Origin of the sequence: Nonomuraea marmarensis, from assembly GCF_043197025.1 — a bacterium.
Classification (GTDB): Bacteria; Actinomycetota; Actinomycetes; order Streptosporangiales; family Streptosporangiaceae; genus Nonomuraea; species Nonomuraea marmarensis.
Genome location: NZ_JBICRM010000010.1, coordinates 26,828 through 40,628 on the forward strand (window position 1 = coordinate 26,828; position 13,801 = coordinate 40,628).

Below are 13,801 nucleotides of genomic sequence, written 5' to 3' on the forward strand. Positions count from 1 at the left end.
CGCGGCGATGGTGACGATCGAACATGGCCGGTGCCGGGGGGGTGGACCAAGTGGTGACGGTCCTAAGCGGCACACGTTTTGACGAGCAACGATCAACTTCTGCTTGACCGTCGATAAAAGTCGCTCTTAGCATCGCGGTTACTGACACACCGGATGTACTTCGCATTCGGGATGGAGCCCGACACGTAGGAGCTTCCATGGACAAGGTCGGTGTATGGCTCATCGGGGCACGGGGATCCGTGGCGACTGCCGCGGCTGCCGGCGCCCTGGCAATCAGAGCGGGGCTTGCGCCCTCGCAGGGATGTGTGACCGAGTCCTCAGGCTTTCCCGGGCAGCTGGTCCCGCTCGCCGGCCTGATCTTCGGCGGCCATGACATCACCGGGATCTCATTACGCAAACGCGCCGAACAGCTGAGCAGGGCAGGGGTCATTCCGCCGGACCTGCCAGGGCTGATCGCTTCGGATCTGGACGCCGCCGACGCCGAAATCCGGCCTGGCCACGTCCCTGGCGACGGCGGGCAGGCCGCGGCCGCGGCCCGCCTGATCGGAGACATCGCCGACTTCCGCGCCCGGCACCGGCTGGCCAGAGTGGTCGTCGTCAACGTGTCGTCGACCGAACCTCCGGCCGACCCGCGTCCGGAGTTCGAGAGGCTGGCCGACCTCGAGGAGCTGCTCGCGACGGGGGGCGATGTCCTACCGCCCAGTGCCTTGTACGCCTATGCGGCGTTCCATGCCGGATGCGGCTATGTGGAGTTCACACCCTCCACCGGGCCGACCCTGCCCGCGCTGGCGGAACTCGCTGCCTTACGGGAGGTACCGTACGCGGGACGCGACGGGAAGACCGGCGAGACCTTGGTCAAGAGCGCACTCGCGCCCATGTTCGCCGACCGGGCGCTGCGCGTGCGCTCCTGGTCCGGGCTCAACCTGCTCGGCGGGGGCGACGGGGCGACACTCTCCGACCCGGCCACCAGGTCGAGCAAGCAGCTCTCCAAGGACCAGGTCGTCGCCGGAGTCTTGGGAGAGCCCGTCGAGGGGCAGACGCACATCGACTACGTCCCGGATCTCGGAGAGTGGAAGACCGCCTGGGACCACGTGACCTTCGAGGGCTTCCTCGGCGTGCGGATGACGCTGCAATTCACCTGGCAGGGCTGCGATTCGGCGCTGGCGGCCCCCCTCGTCCTGGATCTGGCAAGGTTGGTCGCCCGCGCGCACGAGAAGGGACGGCGCGGGGCGCTTCCCGAGCTCGGCTATTTCTTCAAGAACCCGTTGGGCACCGACGAGCACGCTCTGGCCGCCCAGTACGCCCGGCTGCGCGCCTTCGCCGAGGAGCTGTCGTGAGGGCGATGCTGGAGCTGGTGCGGGCGCCGGCCGCGCTGTCGGTGCCCGGCGACACCATGGCGGGAGCGGCCGCCGCGGGACGGTGCCCGAACCCCGGCCTGGCCGTGGCATCGGTGCTCGTGTACTGGTCGGGCATGGCACTCAACGACTGGGCCGATCACGAGGCCGACGCGATCGAGCGACCGGAGCGCCCGATCCCGTCCGGCAGGGTCCGCCCAGGCACCGCACTCGGGCTCGCGACCGCTCTCACCGGTGCCGGCCTGGGCGTGGCCGCCATCGCCGGGGGACGCCGCGGCCTCACCGTCGCCGGTCTGCTGGCCGGCGCGGTGTGGGCCTATGACCTGGGCCTCAAGCGGACGGCGGCGGGCCCCGCCTCGATGGCGGTCTGCCGCGTCCTCGACGTGCTGCTGGGTGCCGGAGCAGAGGGGAGATCCGCCGTGCCGATGGCGCTGGCGGTCGGCGTACACACCTACGGGATCAGCATCCTCGGCCGAGCCGAGGTGACGGGCGCGACACCCGGGACCGCCGAGCGCGCGCTCGCCGCCACTACCGCGGCGGCCGGTCTGGCGGCCGCGTCCAGTCTGCGCAGCGGAGCCGCCGCCCGGATGGGCGCCGGTGTCCTCATCGCCGGCTATCTCGCCTCGACCCTCCCCGTCCAGGCGGGGTTACGGGTCAACCCCGATCCCGAAAACGTGCGGCACGCCGTCCGTCTGAGCATCCTCGGCCTGATCCCGCTCCAGGCGGCGGCGCTCGCGGGGAACGGACGGTTCGCGGCGGCGGGTGCGCTGCTGTGTTCGCTGCCCCTGGGCAGGTGGCTCTCGTCCCGGCTGGCGACATCATGAGCGACACCGTGAACTGGGCTTACTGCACCAACGGTTTCGCCGACCACCGGCTCGCCGAGGCGCTCGAGGTCCTGTCCGACCTGGGTTACGCCGGTGCGGCGATCACGCTCGACCGGGGTCATCTGGACCCCTATTCCCCTGGCCTGGCCGCCGAGGTGTCCCGGATCGCCGGACTACTCGGACGCCTTGGCCTCGCGGCCGTCGTCGAGACGGGCGGGCGCTACACCCTGGATCCCTGGCGCAAGCACCATCCGACGCTCATCAGCGACGGTGCCGGCCGGAGGGCGGAGTTCCTGACGACGGCGATGCGGATCGCCGCCGACCTGGGAGCCCCGGTGGTGCACCTGTGGAGCGGGGTCAGGCCGGACGGCATGACCGAGGAGGAGGCGTACGCACGGCTGGCCGGCCAGTGCGAGCGGCTCCTCGACGAGGCGGACCGGACCGGTGTCACCCTGGGGTTCGAGCCGGAACCCGGGATGCTCGTCGCGGATCTGGACGGTTTCGAGCGGCTGCGCGGGATGCTCGGCGCCCATCCCCGGTTCGGCCTCACCCTCGACATCGGGCACTGCCACTGCGTGGAGCGGGAGGACGTTTCCGCATGCGTCCGGCGAGCGCTGCCGTACACCGTGCACGTGCAGATCGAGGACATGCGCCGGAGGGTCCACGAGCACCTGGAATTCGGCGAGGGTGAGATCGACTTCGTTCCGGTGCTCACCGAGCTGCGCGGCTACTCCGGACTCGTAGCCGTGGAGCTGGCCCGGCACAGCCACGCGGCCCCGCAGGTCGCCCGCCGATCGATCGATTTCCTGAGGAGGGCACATGAGCGAGCCGGCACAGAAGTGGCTGGCGCAGGCCGTACAGCGGGTGAAGGATGACCCGGACGCGATCCATCTGCTCTTCCCGCAGGCCGAACGGCTGGGCGGCCCCGCTGCTCGGAGCGCGCTGCTCCGAGCAGTGCACGGCGACCACCCGCTGATCCGCAGCCTGTACGAGCGCGGCGACACCGGCGAGCGGCTGGCGATCCTGTCGGCGCTGCCCGAGCTCGATCTCGGCGCGGCGGCGGTCGGGCTGGTGGAGGACGCGCTGCGTACCAACGACGCCCGGCTGGTCGCCGCGGCCCTCGGCCCTTACGGATCGGCGTGGCTTGACGACCACTCCTTCCGCCAGGGAGTGCTCAAGTGCGTCTTCATGTCGATCCCGCTGGCCTCGGTGGCCGACCTGGACCGCCGGTTCGACGCCGAACTCGCCCAGATGCTGTCGGACTACGCGGCGGAGCTGCGGGCGGCCGGCCGGCCCGTCCCGCACGACGTCATGGAGAGGATCTGAATGCGCATCTTCGACCCGCACATCCACATGACCTCCCGGACCACCGACGACTACCAGCGCATGCACGCCGCAGGAGTGCGAGCGGTGGTCGAGCCCGCCTTCTGGCTGGGCCAGCCCCGCACCAGCGTGGGCAGCTTCCTCGACTACTTCGACGCACTGCTCGGCTGGGAGCCCTACCGCGCCGCCCAGTACGGCATCCGCCACCACTGCGCGCTCGCCCTCAATCCGAAGGAGGCGAACGACCCGCGGTGCGCGGGGGTGCTGGCCGAGTTGCCGCGATACCTGCTGAAGGACTCCGTCGTCGCGGTCGGCGAGGTCGGCTACGACTCGATGACGGCCGAGGAGGAACACGCCTTCGAGGCCCAGCTCGCCATGGCGCAGGAGAACGATCTTCCCGTCCTGGTGCACACGCCGCATCGGGACAAGGCCGCCGGCACCCGCCGGACGCTCGACGTGGTGCGGGCCGCGGGGATGGCGCCCGAGAGGGTTCTCATCGACCACCTCAACGAGCTGACCGTCGGCATGGTCGCGGACTCGGGCTGCTGGATGGGGTTCTCGATCTACCCCGACACCAAGATGGACCCGGACCGGATGGTGGCCGTCCTCAAGCAGTACGGCACCTCCAGAATGCTCGTGAACTCGGCCGCGGACTGGGGACGCAGTGATCCGCTGAAGACGCGCGCAGTCGGCGACGCCATGCTCGCGGCCGGCTTCGGCGAGGACGACGTGGAGCAGGTGCTCTGGCGCAATCCGGTGGCCTGCTACGGGCAGAGCGGCCGGCTCAGCCTCGAGACCGGCACGGCGGGGCCCGACTACGCCGGCAACACCATCAAGCGGGGCTGACCATGCGGCTGCGCCATCCGGACGGCTCGACGGTCCACCTGTCCTACTGCACCAACGTGCACCCCGCAGAGGACCTCCCCGGCATTCACCGCCAGCTCTCCGGCATCGCGGTGCGGGTCAGAGAACTCCTCGGCGCCGAACGGCTCGGCCTCGGCCTCTGGCTGCCCCAGCAGGCCGCAACAGATCTGCTCGCCCGGCGCGACGAACTCGCCGCGCTGCGCAGGCAACTGACCGCGCTCGGACTGGAGGTCGTGACCCTCAACGGGTTCCCCTACCGCGGCTTCCACGACGAGATCGTGAAGTACCGTGTCTACACCCCTGACTGGGCCGACGCGGAGCGGCTGCGCTACACGCTCGGGCTGGCCGAGATCCTGGCCGCGCTGCTGCCGGACGACGTCACCGAGGGGACGATCTCGACGCTGCCCCTCGCCTGGCGAACCGGATGGACCAGGGACAAGGCGACAGCGGTCATGGCCAACCTCGACAAGGTCGCCCAGGGGCTGCGCGCACTGGCCGGCCGTACCGGCAAGGTGATCCGGCTGGGCTTCGAGCCGGAGCCCGGCTGCATCATCGAGACGACACCCCAGGCGATCGCCCTGCTGAACGACGTGGACCACGACTACCTCGGCCTTTGCCTGGACGCCTGCCACATGGCCGTGGGGTTCGAGGAACCCGGCGCAGGTGCCGGCACAGGGCTGCCGATCGTGAAGCTCCAGGCGTCGTGCGCCCTGGAGGCCCCACCGGGAGCGCAGCAGGCGCTCGCGGCGTTCGACGAGCCCCGGTTCCTGCACCAGACGCGCTCTGCCACCGGATTCGCCGACGACCTGGGAGAGGCCCTCGCCGGCGGCATGTCCGCGGAAGCGAGCTGGCGGGTGCACTTCCACGTCCCGCTGCACGCCGACCCGCCGCCTCCGCTCACCACCAGCGCACCCTACCTGCGTGGCCTGGTGCACACGCTCCTCGGCGGCGCCGCCCCGCTGACCAGGCACGTGGAGGTGGAGACCTACACCTGGAACGTGCTCCCCGATGCGCCGCCGGACATCGCCGCCGGCATCGCCGCCGAGCTCGACTGGATGCGAGGCCGGCTGACCTCGCTCGGAATGAAGGAGCAGTGATGGCACCGCTGGTCGTGATCAACGTGGTGGGGCTGACCCCCCGCCTGCTGGCGCACATGCCGAACGTGGCGAAGGTGGGCGCGGCGGCCGCGCTCCGGCCCGTGCTCCCGGCCGTCACCTGCTCGATGCAGGCCACCCTGCTGACCGGCACGCCGCCCCGCGAGCACGGCATCGTCGGCAACGGGTGGTATTTCCGTGACCTCGGCGAGGTGCTGCTGTGGCGTCAGCACAACGCGCTCATCCAGGGCGACCAGCTGTGGACCGCCGTACCCGGCCTGCGCACCGCCAACGTCTGCTGGTGGTACGCGATGGGTGCGTCCACCGATCTGCTCGTCACCCCTCGCCCCATCTACCATGCCGACGGCCGCAAGTCGCCCGACTGCTACACCCGTCCGCCCGCACTCCACGACGACCTGGAAGCCGCGCTCGGACCGTTTCCGCTGTTCAACTATTGGGGCCCCACCGCGGGGATCGCCTCGTCCGAATGGATCATCGGCGCGGCCCGCCACATCCTGGCGCGCGAACGTCCCGACCTGCTGCTGGTCTATGTGCCGCACCTCGACTACGACCTGCAGCGGTACGGCCCCGCCGGACCCGAGGCGATCGCGGCGGCCCGCGCCGTCGACGCCGCGCTGGCCCCGTTGCTCGCCGAGGACGCCGAGGTGGTCGTGCTGTCGGAATACGGCATCACCCCGGCGTCCCGCCCGGTCGACATCAACCGGGCGCTGCGCGCCGCCGGCCTCCTGGAGGTCTACACCCAGGCCGGGATGGAATACCTCGACCCGTGGGCGTCCCGGGCCTTCGCCGTCGCCGACCACCAGGTGGCTCACGTGTACGTACGCGACCCCGCCGACCTCGGCCGCGCCCGCGAGGTCGTCGCCGAGCTGAGCGGCGTGGACGAGGTGCTCGACCACGCCGGCAAGGCGAAGTACGGACTCGACCACGAGCGCGCCGGTGAGCTCGTCGCGGTCGCGGAGCCTGATGCCTGGTTCACCTACTACTACTGGCTCTCCGACGACCGGGCCCCGGATTTCGCCAGGCTCGTGGAAATCCACCGCAAACCCGGCTACGACCCCGCCGAACTGTTCATGGACCCGAAGGATCCATTCGTCAAACTTCGTGCCGCCGCAGCGCTGGCCAAGAAGACACTGGGCTTCCGCTACACGATGTCGGTGGTGCCGCGCGACCCGGCACCGGTGCGGGGCAGCCACGGCCGGCTACCCGACCTCCGCGACGACGGCCCGCTGATCATCGGCCCCTTCAAGCGCGACTCGTACGACGCGACCGAAATCAAGGACCTGCTGGCCGGCCTCGCAAGGAAGCCAGCCACGTAGGGTGGGGTGTCCAACTGCCCTCGGACGCCCCTTCCACCAACCCTGAACGTCCATGGTCAGGGCATCCGGGCGATGAGGGACTTGGGGGCGATCTGGCGGTAGGCGTCGGCCACGATCTCGGCCATCTCCGCCCAGTCCACCCCCGCCACGTCCAGATAGACCCCGAGCCACCCCCTGTGCCCCACGTACGGTGGCCTGAAGAAGCGCTCGGGATCCTCCCCCACCAACTCCTCCTGCGCCCCCGGAGGAGCCGCGCACCAGAACGCCAGCCGGTCGTCGTGATGGTGGTCGGCGAACATCACGAACGTCTTCTTGTCCCTGACGAACCACGTCGGCTCCCCGTGGCTGAGCCGTTCGGTGGTCTCCGGCAGGGCCAGGCAGAGCTCGCGCAGCCGCGCCAGGGCGTCCACCGCGGCGTCAGCCCGTCAGCGTGAGCGGGTTGACCAGGTCGGCGTAGACGAGCAGGCCCGCCATGATGATCATCACGAACGCCACCGCGTACGTCAGCGGCAGCACCTTCGCGATGTCCACGTAACCAGGCTCCGGCCGCCGCATGATCCTGGCGTAGGCCCGCTTGATGCCCTCCCACAGGCCGCCCGCGATGTGGCCGCCGTCCAGTGGCAGCAGCGGGATGAGGTTGAACATGCCGATCGCGAGGTTGAACCCGGCCAGCAGGTTGACGAAGATGGCGATCTTCTTCTCGTTGGACAGGTCGGAGGCGAGGATCTCGCCGCCCATGCGGCCCGCGCCGACGACGCCTACCGGGCCCTCGGGGTCGCGGGCCTCGCCGGAGAAGGCCGCGTCCCAGATGCCGACCATCTTCTGCGGCAGGTTGATCAGCGAGCCCGCCACCCTGCCCGTGAGCTCGCCCATGTAGCCGAGGACCTGGCCGACGCTCTGCTGCTGCATGACCTCGGTGGGCAGGACGCCGAGGAAGCCGACGTTCTTGTCGATCTTCTGCGGGTCCTCGAGGTTGGGCCGGTCCTGGGCGATGAGCGTGACGTCGAGCGTCATCGGCTTGCCATCGCGGACGATGTCGAGCGCGACGGGGCCGGGGCCGTGGGAGCGGATCAGGCGGGTGGCGTCGTCCCAGGAGGCGATCTTCTTGCCGTCGAAGGAGACCATGCGGTCGCCCGGCTTCATGCCCGCCTGGGCCGCCGGGGTGGGCTTGTCGGTGGGCTTGCAGTCGTTGCGCTGCTGCGAGATGGGGATCACGCACGTGTCGGTCTCGGGCGACACGACCGGGGCCCAGGTCGGCAGGCCGATGCCGACCAGCAGGATGGTGAAGAAGATGAACGAGAGCACGAAGTTCATCGCCGGGCCGCCGGACATGATGATGACCTTCTGCCACCACTTCTTGCGGTAGAAGACGCGGTCCTCGTCGCCCGGCCGCACCTCTTCCTGCGCGGCGTCGCGGGCGGACTCGATGAGGCCCTGGAACGGCCCGGTCGCCGTGCTCCTGAGCTTGGTGGGGTCGTCGCCGGGACGCGGCGGCAGCATGCCGATCATGCGGATGTAGCCGCCCAGCGGGATCCACTTGATGCCGTATTCGGTCTCGCCCTTGCGCCGCGACCAGGCGGTGGTGCCGAAGCCGACCATGTATTGGGTCACCCTGACGCCAAAGAGCTTGGCGGGCAGCAGGTGGCCGATCTCGTGCAACGCGATGGAGAACATCAACCCCAGCAAGAAGACGACGATCCCCACGAGATAGAGCCAGTTCATCTATGCGCGCTCCACGGCAGAAGGTCGGGGTTGGCGAAAGCTTCGACAGACCCAGACTAGTCGAACTCGCCGTACCTCACGGCTTGCTCGCCTTTTGGTTGCCGTTGACAATGTGCAATCAAACAATGACTCTAAGTGGCGACGGAGGGGGACGTCTTGATCCAGATACTGATCGCCGAGCACCTGCCCTTGGTGCGCTGCGGCCTGCTCGCCACCTTTGGCGCCGAGCCCGACCTGCGCGTGGTCGCCGAGGTCGGATGCGCGGAGGAGGCGGTGCCGGCGGCGTTGTCCAGCGGGCCCGACGTGGCCGTCGTCGACCTCGACCTGCCGGGGTTGCCGGTCGCCGCTCAGCTCGCCGAGCAGGCGCCGAGCTGCGGCGTGCTCATCCTGTCGGCGTCGCCCAATCCCGGGCAGGTGCGCGCGGCACTGGCCGGGCCGGCGCTCGGGTTCATGAGCCTGTGCGTGCCGCCCGAGCGCCTCACGGAGGGGGTGCGCCAGGTCGCGGCCGGGCGCAGGGCCATCGAGGCGAAGCTGGCGGCGGCCGCCCTCCAGTGCGCGACCAACCCGCTGACCAGGCGGGAGCTCGACGTGCTGCGGATCGCGGCGGGCGGCGCCCGGTCGAGGGAGATCGCGGATCAGCTCTTCCTGTCGGTCGGCACCGTACGCAATCATCTGTCGCGGATCATGTGCAAGACCGGCGCCCGCAACCGCCTCGACGCCGTGCGCATCGCCAGCGACAGCGGGTGGCTCTGAGCGTGACGGGCCCCGGTGGAGCCGCGCCGCTCCGCCGGGGCCCGAACCCCTAGAGGATCTCAGCAGGTCAGAGCCCGCTGCCAGTGACGGAAATCACGACCCGACCCGTGTGAAACGTCACTATGGGCGCCAGATCAACACCAGCGCGCAGTCGTCGTTGTGCCCGGAGGACATGGCGTTGACCAGCGCCCTCGCCCCGTCGCGGAACCCGGAGGGCAGCAGCCGCTCGGCCTCCCCGAGCAGCCGGTCGAGCCCGGCGTCGATGTCGCGGCCGGGCTGCTCGATCAGGCCGTCGGTGTAGAGCAGCAGCGCGTCGCCCTTGCGCAGGGTGCCGCTGTCGGGCTCGCAGTGCAGGTCGGGCACCACGCCGAGGACCACGCCCTTGGCGGAGGCGACCTGCCAGTTGCCGGTGCCCGCGTCGAGCTTCACCACCGGCGGATGCCCGGCCGAGGTGATCGTGTAGTCACCCGTCGCCAGGTCGAGGCGCACGTGCACCGCCGTCACGAAGCCCTCGTCGCCACGCTGGCGGTGCAGGTAGGCGTTGCAGGCGGGCAGGAAGTCGTCGACCGAGCCGAGCAGCCCGCCGAACGTGCCGGACAGCAGCAGCGCCCTGGTGCCCGCGTCGACCCCTTTGCCCGACACGTCGACCAGGGCGATCTCGACGGAGTCGCCGTCGCGCATGGAGACCAGGAAGTCGCCGCCGAACGAGGACCCGCCCGCCTGCTTGAGCACCACCTTGCCGCCCCAGTCCTTGGGCAGCGGGGGCAACTCGCCCTGGCTCTTGAGCCGGTCGCGCAACTCCAGCAGCATCGCGTCGCCGCGCAGCCCCTGCACGCCCAGCTTGCCCCTGGTGCGGGCCATGAGGACGGCGAGCACGGTGGTGAAGCCGATCGTCACGGTGAGCCCGAGCCCGATGCGGCCCAGGCCCAGCGTGATCGCTATATAGCCGAGCGCGGCGCCCACCGCCACCAGCAGCTTGACCAGGCTGGCCAGCCGTAGCTGGAGCCCGCCGAGCAGGGTGACCAGGATGAGCAGCGAGGGCGAGAACCACTCGGTCGAGACCTTCGCGGCCAGGAACCCGATGACGAGCGCGAGCGCGGCCAGCGTGATGAGCAGGTTGCGGTCGCGGGCCAGCGGCCCCCTGCGGACAAATCGGACAGCAGAGACGAGAAACGGCACCCGCACCAGGACCGCGCGGACCCGTGGCGGGATCAGCGGCGCCGGACGGGAACTCATGATGCGCCTGACTGTATCGGTCTGACCCGTGTTTGGGCAGCCCACTTGACCAACGCCTTGATCATTAAGCACGGATAATGGGTGGCCCTCCCCCTTTGCCCGCTCCTACCGTGGACGGATGACGTATCCGATCCGCCCGATTGACGAATCCGAGTGGCCGGCCTTCCTCCGGGTCCTCGAAGAAGGGTTCGGCTGGACGCCGCATCCACAGCAGGGAGCCCGGTTCAAGGCCGAAACCGAGTTCGACCGCACGCTCGCCGCGTTCGACGGCGACGACATCGCGGGCGTCACCGCCGTACTCAGCCTCACCATGACGGTTCCCGGCGGGCAGCTCCCGGTCGGGGGCGTGACGAGCGTCAGCGTGCTGCCATCGCACCGCCGCCGCGGCGTGCTGTCCGCGCTCATGCGCAGGCAACTCGCCGACATCCGCGAGCGCGGCGAGTCCGTCGCCGCCCTCTACGCCTCGGAAGCGCCGATCTACAGCAGGTACGGGTACGGCAGGGCCGCGCACGAGTTGTCGTTCCGCATCAACAAACACGCCTCGGCCTTCGTCGCGAACGCCCCCCAGGACCCGTCGCTCAGGCTCAGGGTGGCCAAGCCCGCCGACGTACGGGCGGATCTGGAGAAGCTGTTCGCCACCGTCGTGACCCGGCGCCCGGGACGCTACGAGCGTAAGCCGCACGCGTGGGACGGCGTGCTGGCCGACGAGGAGGCCGACCAGCGCGGGGCCGGGCCGCTGCGCTCGGTGCTCGCCGAGGACGGCGCCGGAGTGCGCGGCTACGCCCTGTTCCGCATCAAGTCGTCCTGGGACGGCAACGGCGTCCCCGACGGGGAGCTGAAGCTCTACGAGCTGGAGGCGGCCGACCCCGCGGCCTACGCCCTGCTCTGGCGCAGCCTGCTGGACCGCGACCTGGTCTCCAAGATCGACGCGGGCACCAGGCCGGTGGACGACCCGCTGATCGCGCTGCTGGCCGACCAGCGCCAGTTGCGCGCCAGTTGGTCGGACGAGCTCTGGGTACGCCTGGTCGAGGTGGACCGGGCGCTGACCTCGCGGGCCTATTCGGCGGCCGTGGACGTGGTGATCGAGGTCGAGGACGACGTGTGCCCGTGGAACGCCAGGCGCTGGCGGCTCACCGCCGACCCGACGGGCGCGGAGTGCAAGCCCGTCGAGGACCAGCCCGACCTGACGGTCCCGGTGAACGCGCTCGGCTCGGCGTACCTGGGCGACGGCCTGCTCCTGGAGTCGCTGGCGGCGGGCCTGCTGCGCGAGCACTCGCCCGGCGCGGTGCGCTCGCTGGCCACCGCCCTGTCGTGGAGCCCGAAGCCGTGGGCGGGCCTGACGTTCTAGGCGTAGGGTCGGAGGCATGGCGCTGCAAAGCCTGCAGATCACCGCGACCGTCGCGATGCGTGCCCGCGACGTGTCGAAGCCGTCGAAGGAGCAGCAGGAGGCCGCTGACCGGCGGCCCCTGCGCGACGAGATGCCCAGACGCGACCCCAAGCGCAAGGGCTAAGGAAGCGAGGGCAGCTGGCCGATCGTCTCGTAGGTGGCCAGCTGCGCGATGCGCCTGCTGTGGCGTTCGCTGCCGGAGAAGGACGTGGTCAGGAAGACCTCCACGAACCGGGTGGCGTCCTCGGTGGAGTGCATGCGGGCGCCGACGCTGACCACGTTGGCGTTGTTGTGCTCGCGCGCCAGGCCGGCCGTCTCCTCGCTCCAGGCCAGGGCCGCGCGGATGCCGCGCACCTTGTTGGCCGCGATCTGCTCGCCGTTGCCGGAGCCGCCGATCACGATCCCCAGGCTGCCCGGGTCTCCCGCGACGCCCTCGGCGGCCCGCAACACGAACGCGGGATAGTCGTCCTCGGCGTCGTAGACGAAGGGACCGCAGTCGGTCACCTCGTGACCATGATCCTTCAGCCAGGACACGAGGTGGTTTTTGAGCTCATAGCCGGCATGGTCGGCACCGATGTAGACACGCACCTGCCCAGTCTTCCACAGCGCCGCCGATCGGGCTCGCTGGCTAGAGTAAGGACTCCTACCGTTCTCCAGTCCTTACGAAAGTAGAGATCCATGCGTGAGATCCGCGTCATCGGCGATCCGGTCCTGCGCACGCCCGCCGAGCCCGTGACGGACTTCGACCGCGAGCTGCGCCGGCTGATCGACGAGATGTTCCAGGCGATGTACGCGGTCGACGGCGTGGGGCTGGCCGGCCCGCAGATCGGCGTGTCGCGGCGGCTGTTCGTCTACGACATCAACGGGCGCAAGGGCCACCTGGTCAATCCGCGGCTGACCGTCGACGACCCCGAGGAGGTGCTCGACGAGGAGGGCTGCCTGTCGGTGCCGGACAAGCAGACGAGCCGGCCGATCTACGCCCCGGTCGCCCGGGCCGCGGGCGTGACCGTCGAGGGGCTCGACCGGCTGGAGCGGCCGGTGCGGATCAAGGCCCGCGGCTCGCTGGCGCGGTGCTTCCAGCACGAGACCGAGCACCTCGACGGCAAGCTCTATGTCGACCGCCTGCCCAGGAACGAAGCCCGCAAGATCATGCTGAGAGCATAGGTTGAGCCGTATGAGCGTACTTTCAGGAAAGGGCGCACTGGTCACCGGAGGCTCCAGGGGCATCGGAAAGGCCATCGTGGAGCGACTGACCGGCGACGGGGCCGAGGTCGTCTTCTGTTACGAGCACTCCGCCGAGGCGGCCCAGCAGGTCGCCAAGGAGACCGGGGCGCGGGCCGTACAGGCTGATCTGGCGAGCAAGGCGGATCTGGAGCGGTTGTTCGCCGAGGCGGAGGCGCGGCTGCCCGGGCTGGACATCCTCGTCAACAACGCCGCGACCGCCGAGGCGCAGAAGCTCATCGCCGACGTCACCGACGAGGACTACGAGCGGGTGTTCGCGGTGAACACGCGGGCCGTGTTCCTGGCCACGCAGTGGGCGGGGCGGGTGATGCGCGACGGCGGGCGGATCATCAGCATCTCCACGCTCAACACCCAGGTGCCCGCGCCGACCCTGGCTCTCTACTGCGGCAGCAAGGCGGCCATGGAGCAGTTCGCCAAGGTCGCGGCGCGGGAGCTGGGCGGGCGCGGGATCACCGCGAACGTGGTCTCCTCCGGCGCCACCGACACCGACATGTTGCGCGGCGCCAACCCGCCGGAGGCACTGGAGCGGACGCCGGCGTTCACCGCGCTGCAGCGGCTGGGCCGGCCCGACGACATCGCCGCCGTGGTCGCCTTCCTGGCGGGCCCGGACGGGCGGTGGGTCACCGGGCACAACGTCAACGCCACCGGCGGGATGATCATCTAG

16 protein-coding genes are annotated in these 13,801 nt (G+C 70.3%); 12 read left to right on the forward strand and 4 right to left on the reverse strand.

Features of this window, described 5'->3' with window-relative positions; all coding sequences use genetic code 11:
• Positions 1-197 precede the first annotated feature (197 nt).
• The 7 genes from ACFLIM_RS18270 to ACFLIM_RS18300 are packed head-to-tail and all read left to right on the forward strand — an operon-like array spanning position 198 to position 6,797.
• Positions 198-1,337: an inositol-3-phosphate synthase gene (locus ACFLIM_RS18270; RefSeq protein WP_393166862.1), complete on the forward strand. Its 1,140-nt coding sequence runs from the start codon at positions 198-200 to the stop codon at positions 1,335-1,337.
• A 5-nt stretch (positions 1,338-1,342) separates the two neighbouring features.
• Complete coding sequence (locus ACFLIM_RS18275; RefSeq protein WP_393167356.1) at positions 1,343-2,179, forward strand: SCO3242 family prenyltransferase; 837 nt, start codon at positions 1,343-1,345, stop codon at positions 2,177-2,179.
• Positions 2,176-3,054 (forward strand): sugar phosphate isomerase/epimerase family protein, encoded by an 879-nt coding sequence (locus tag ACFLIM_RS18280; RefSeq protein ID WP_393166865.1) that lies wholly within the window; start codon positions 2,176-2,178, stop codon positions 3,052-3,054. The genes ACFLIM_RS18275 and ACFLIM_RS18280 overlap by 4 nt, the downstream gene beginning before the upstream one ends.
• Positions 2,999-3,505 (forward strand): EboA domain-containing protein, encoded by a 507-nt coding sequence (locus ACFLIM_RS18285; RefSeq protein ID WP_393166867.1) that lies wholly within the window; start codon positions 2,999-3,001, stop codon positions 3,503-3,505. Before ACFLIM_RS18280 ends, ACFLIM_RS18285 begins: the two co-directional genes overlap by 56 nt.
• Positions 3,506-4,348 carry a TatD family hydrolase gene (locus tag ACFLIM_RS18290; RefSeq protein WP_393166869.1) on the forward strand — a complete coding sequence of 281 codons (843 nt, stop codon included), beginning with the start codon at positions 3,506-3,508 and terminating at the stop codon, positions 4,346-4,348.
• A 2-nt stretch (positions 4,349-4,350) separates the two neighbouring features.
• Positions 4,351-5,463, forward strand: a complete 1,113-nt coding sequence (gene eboE, locus ACFLIM_RS18295) for a metabolite traffic protein EboE (RefSeq protein ID WP_393166871.1) — start codon at positions 4,351-4,353, stop codon at positions 5,461-5,463.
• Positions 5,463-6,797: an alkaline phosphatase family protein gene (locus ACFLIM_RS18300; protein WP_393166874.1), complete on the forward strand. Its 1,335-nt coding sequence runs from the start codon at positions 5,463-5,465 to the stop codon at positions 6,795-6,797. Before eboE ends, ACFLIM_RS18300 begins: the two co-directional genes overlap by 1 nt.
• Positions 6,798-6,853: 56 nt before the next feature.
• Here ACFLIM_RS18300 and ACFLIM_RS18305 read toward each other — a convergent pair whose 3' ends face one another.
• Positions 6,854-7,207, reverse strand: coding sequence for an MmcQ/YjbR family DNA-binding protein (locus tag ACFLIM_RS18305; protein ID WP_393166877.1), 354 nt, complete (start codon positions 7,205-7,207; stop codon positions 6,854-6,856).
• Between the two features lie 7 nt (positions 7,208-7,214).
• Positions 7,215-8,519 (reverse strand): M50 family metallopeptidase, encoded by a 1,305-nt coding sequence (locus ACFLIM_RS18310; RefSeq protein ID WP_393166879.1) that lies wholly within the window; start codon positions 8,517-8,519, stop codon positions 7,215-7,217.
• Positions 8,520-8,675: 156 nt separating this feature from the next.
• On the opposite strand from ACFLIM_RS18310, the gene ACFLIM_RS18315 reads away from it, so the two are divergent.
• Positions 8,676-9,272 (forward strand): response regulator transcription factor, encoded by a 597-nt coding sequence (locus ACFLIM_RS18315; protein ID WP_393166882.1) that lies wholly within the window; start codon positions 8,676-8,678, stop codon positions 9,270-9,272.
• Between the two features lie 120 nt (positions 9,273-9,392).
• On the opposite strand, the gene ACFLIM_RS18320 is transcribed toward ACFLIM_RS18315, so the two are convergent.
• Positions 9,393-10,508 (reverse strand): PP2C family protein-serine/threonine phosphatase, encoded by a 1,116-nt coding sequence (locus tag ACFLIM_RS18320; RefSeq protein ID WP_393166885.1) that lies wholly within the window; start codon positions 10,506-10,508, stop codon positions 9,393-9,395.
• A gap of 118 nt (positions 10,509-10,626) precedes the next feature.
• Here ACFLIM_RS18320 and ACFLIM_RS18325 point away from each other — a divergent pair, with 118 nt between their 5' ends.
• Entirely contained in the window at positions 10,627-11,856 is a 1,230-nt protein-coding gene (locus tag ACFLIM_RS18325) for a GNAT family N-acetyltransferase (RefSeq protein WP_393166888.1), read from the forward strand.
• 16 nt (positions 11,857-11,872) lie between these two features.
• Positions 11,873-12,019, forward strand: a complete 147-nt coding sequence (locus ACFLIM_RS18330) for a hypothetical protein (protein WP_393166891.1) — start codon at positions 11,873-11,875, stop codon at positions 12,017-12,019.
• Here the strand turns inward: ACFLIM_RS18330 and ACFLIM_RS18335 are convergent.
• Positions 12,016-12,483, reverse strand: a complete 468-nt coding sequence (locus tag ACFLIM_RS18335; protein WP_393166893.1) for a ribose-5-phosphate isomerase — start codon at positions 12,481-12,483, stop codon at positions 12,016-12,018. The genes ACFLIM_RS18330 and ACFLIM_RS18335 overlap by 4 nt on opposite strands.
• A gap of 90 nt (positions 12,484-12,573) precedes the next feature.
• Between ACFLIM_RS18335 and def the strand changes: the two genes are divergently transcribed.
• Entirely contained in the window at positions 12,574-13,059 is a 486-nt protein-coding gene (gene def / locus ACFLIM_RS18340; protein ID WP_393166895.1) for a peptide deformylase, read from the forward strand.
• A 10-nt stretch (positions 13,060-13,069) separates the two neighbouring features.
• The gene (locus ACFLIM_RS18345; protein ID WP_393166898.1) at positions 13,070-13,801 is read left to right on the forward strand and encodes an SDR family oxidoreductase; all 732 of its coding nucleotides are present in this window, start codon (positions 13,070-13,072) and stop codon (positions 13,799-13,801) included.

Coding starts and splice junctions, on each gene's coding strand:
- ACFLIM_RS18310 (WP_393166879.1), bottom strand. CDS start 8,519: ATGAACTGGCTCTATCTCGTGGGGATCGTCGTCTTCTTGCTGGGGTTG.
- ACFLIM_RS18285 (WP_393166867.1), top strand. CDS start 2,999: ATGAGCGAGCCGGCACAGAAGTGGCTGGCGCAGGCCGTACAGCGGGTG.
- ACFLIM_RS18280 (WP_393166865.1), top strand. CDS start 2,176: ATGAGCGACACCGTGAACTGGGCTTACTGCACCAACGGTTTCGCCGAC.
- ACFLIM_RS18320 (WP_393166885.1), bottom strand. CDS start 10,508: ATGAGTTCCCGTCCGGCGCCGCTGATCCCGCCACGGGTCCGCGCGGTC.
- ACFLIM_RS18330 (WP_393166891.1), top strand. CDS start 11,873: ATGGCGCTGCAAAGCCTGCAGATCACCGCGACCGTCGCGATGCGTGCC.
- ACFLIM_RS18300 (WP_393166874.1), top strand. CDS start 5,463: ATGGCACCGCTGGTCGTGATCAACGTGGTGGGGCTGACCCCCCGCCTG.
- def (WP_393166895.1), top strand. CDS start 12,574: ATGCGTGAGATCCGCGTCATCGGCGATCCGGTCCTGCGCACGCCCGCC.
- ACFLIM_RS18325 (WP_393166888.1), top strand. CDS start 10,627: ATGACGTATCCGATCCGCCCGATTGACGAATCCGAGTGGCCGGCCTTC.
- ACFLIM_RS18270 (WP_393166862.1), top strand. CDS start 198: ATGGACAAGGTCGGTGTATGGCTCATCGGGGCACGGGGATCCGTGGCG.
- ACFLIM_RS18275 (WP_393167356.1), top strand. CDS start 1,343: ATGCTGGAGCTGGTGCGGGCGCCGGCCGCGCTGTCGGTGCCCGGCGAC.
- ACFLIM_RS18290 (WP_393166869.1), top strand. CDS start 3,506: ATGCGCATCTTCGACCCGCACATCCACATGACCTCCCGGACCACCGAC.
- ACFLIM_RS18345 (WP_393166898.1), top strand. CDS start 13,070: ATGAGCGTACTTTCAGGAAAGGGCGCACTGGTCACCGGAGGCTCCAGG.
- eboE (WP_393166871.1), top strand. CDS start 4,351: ATGCGGCTGCGCCATCCGGACGGCTCGACGGTCCACCTGTCCTACTGC.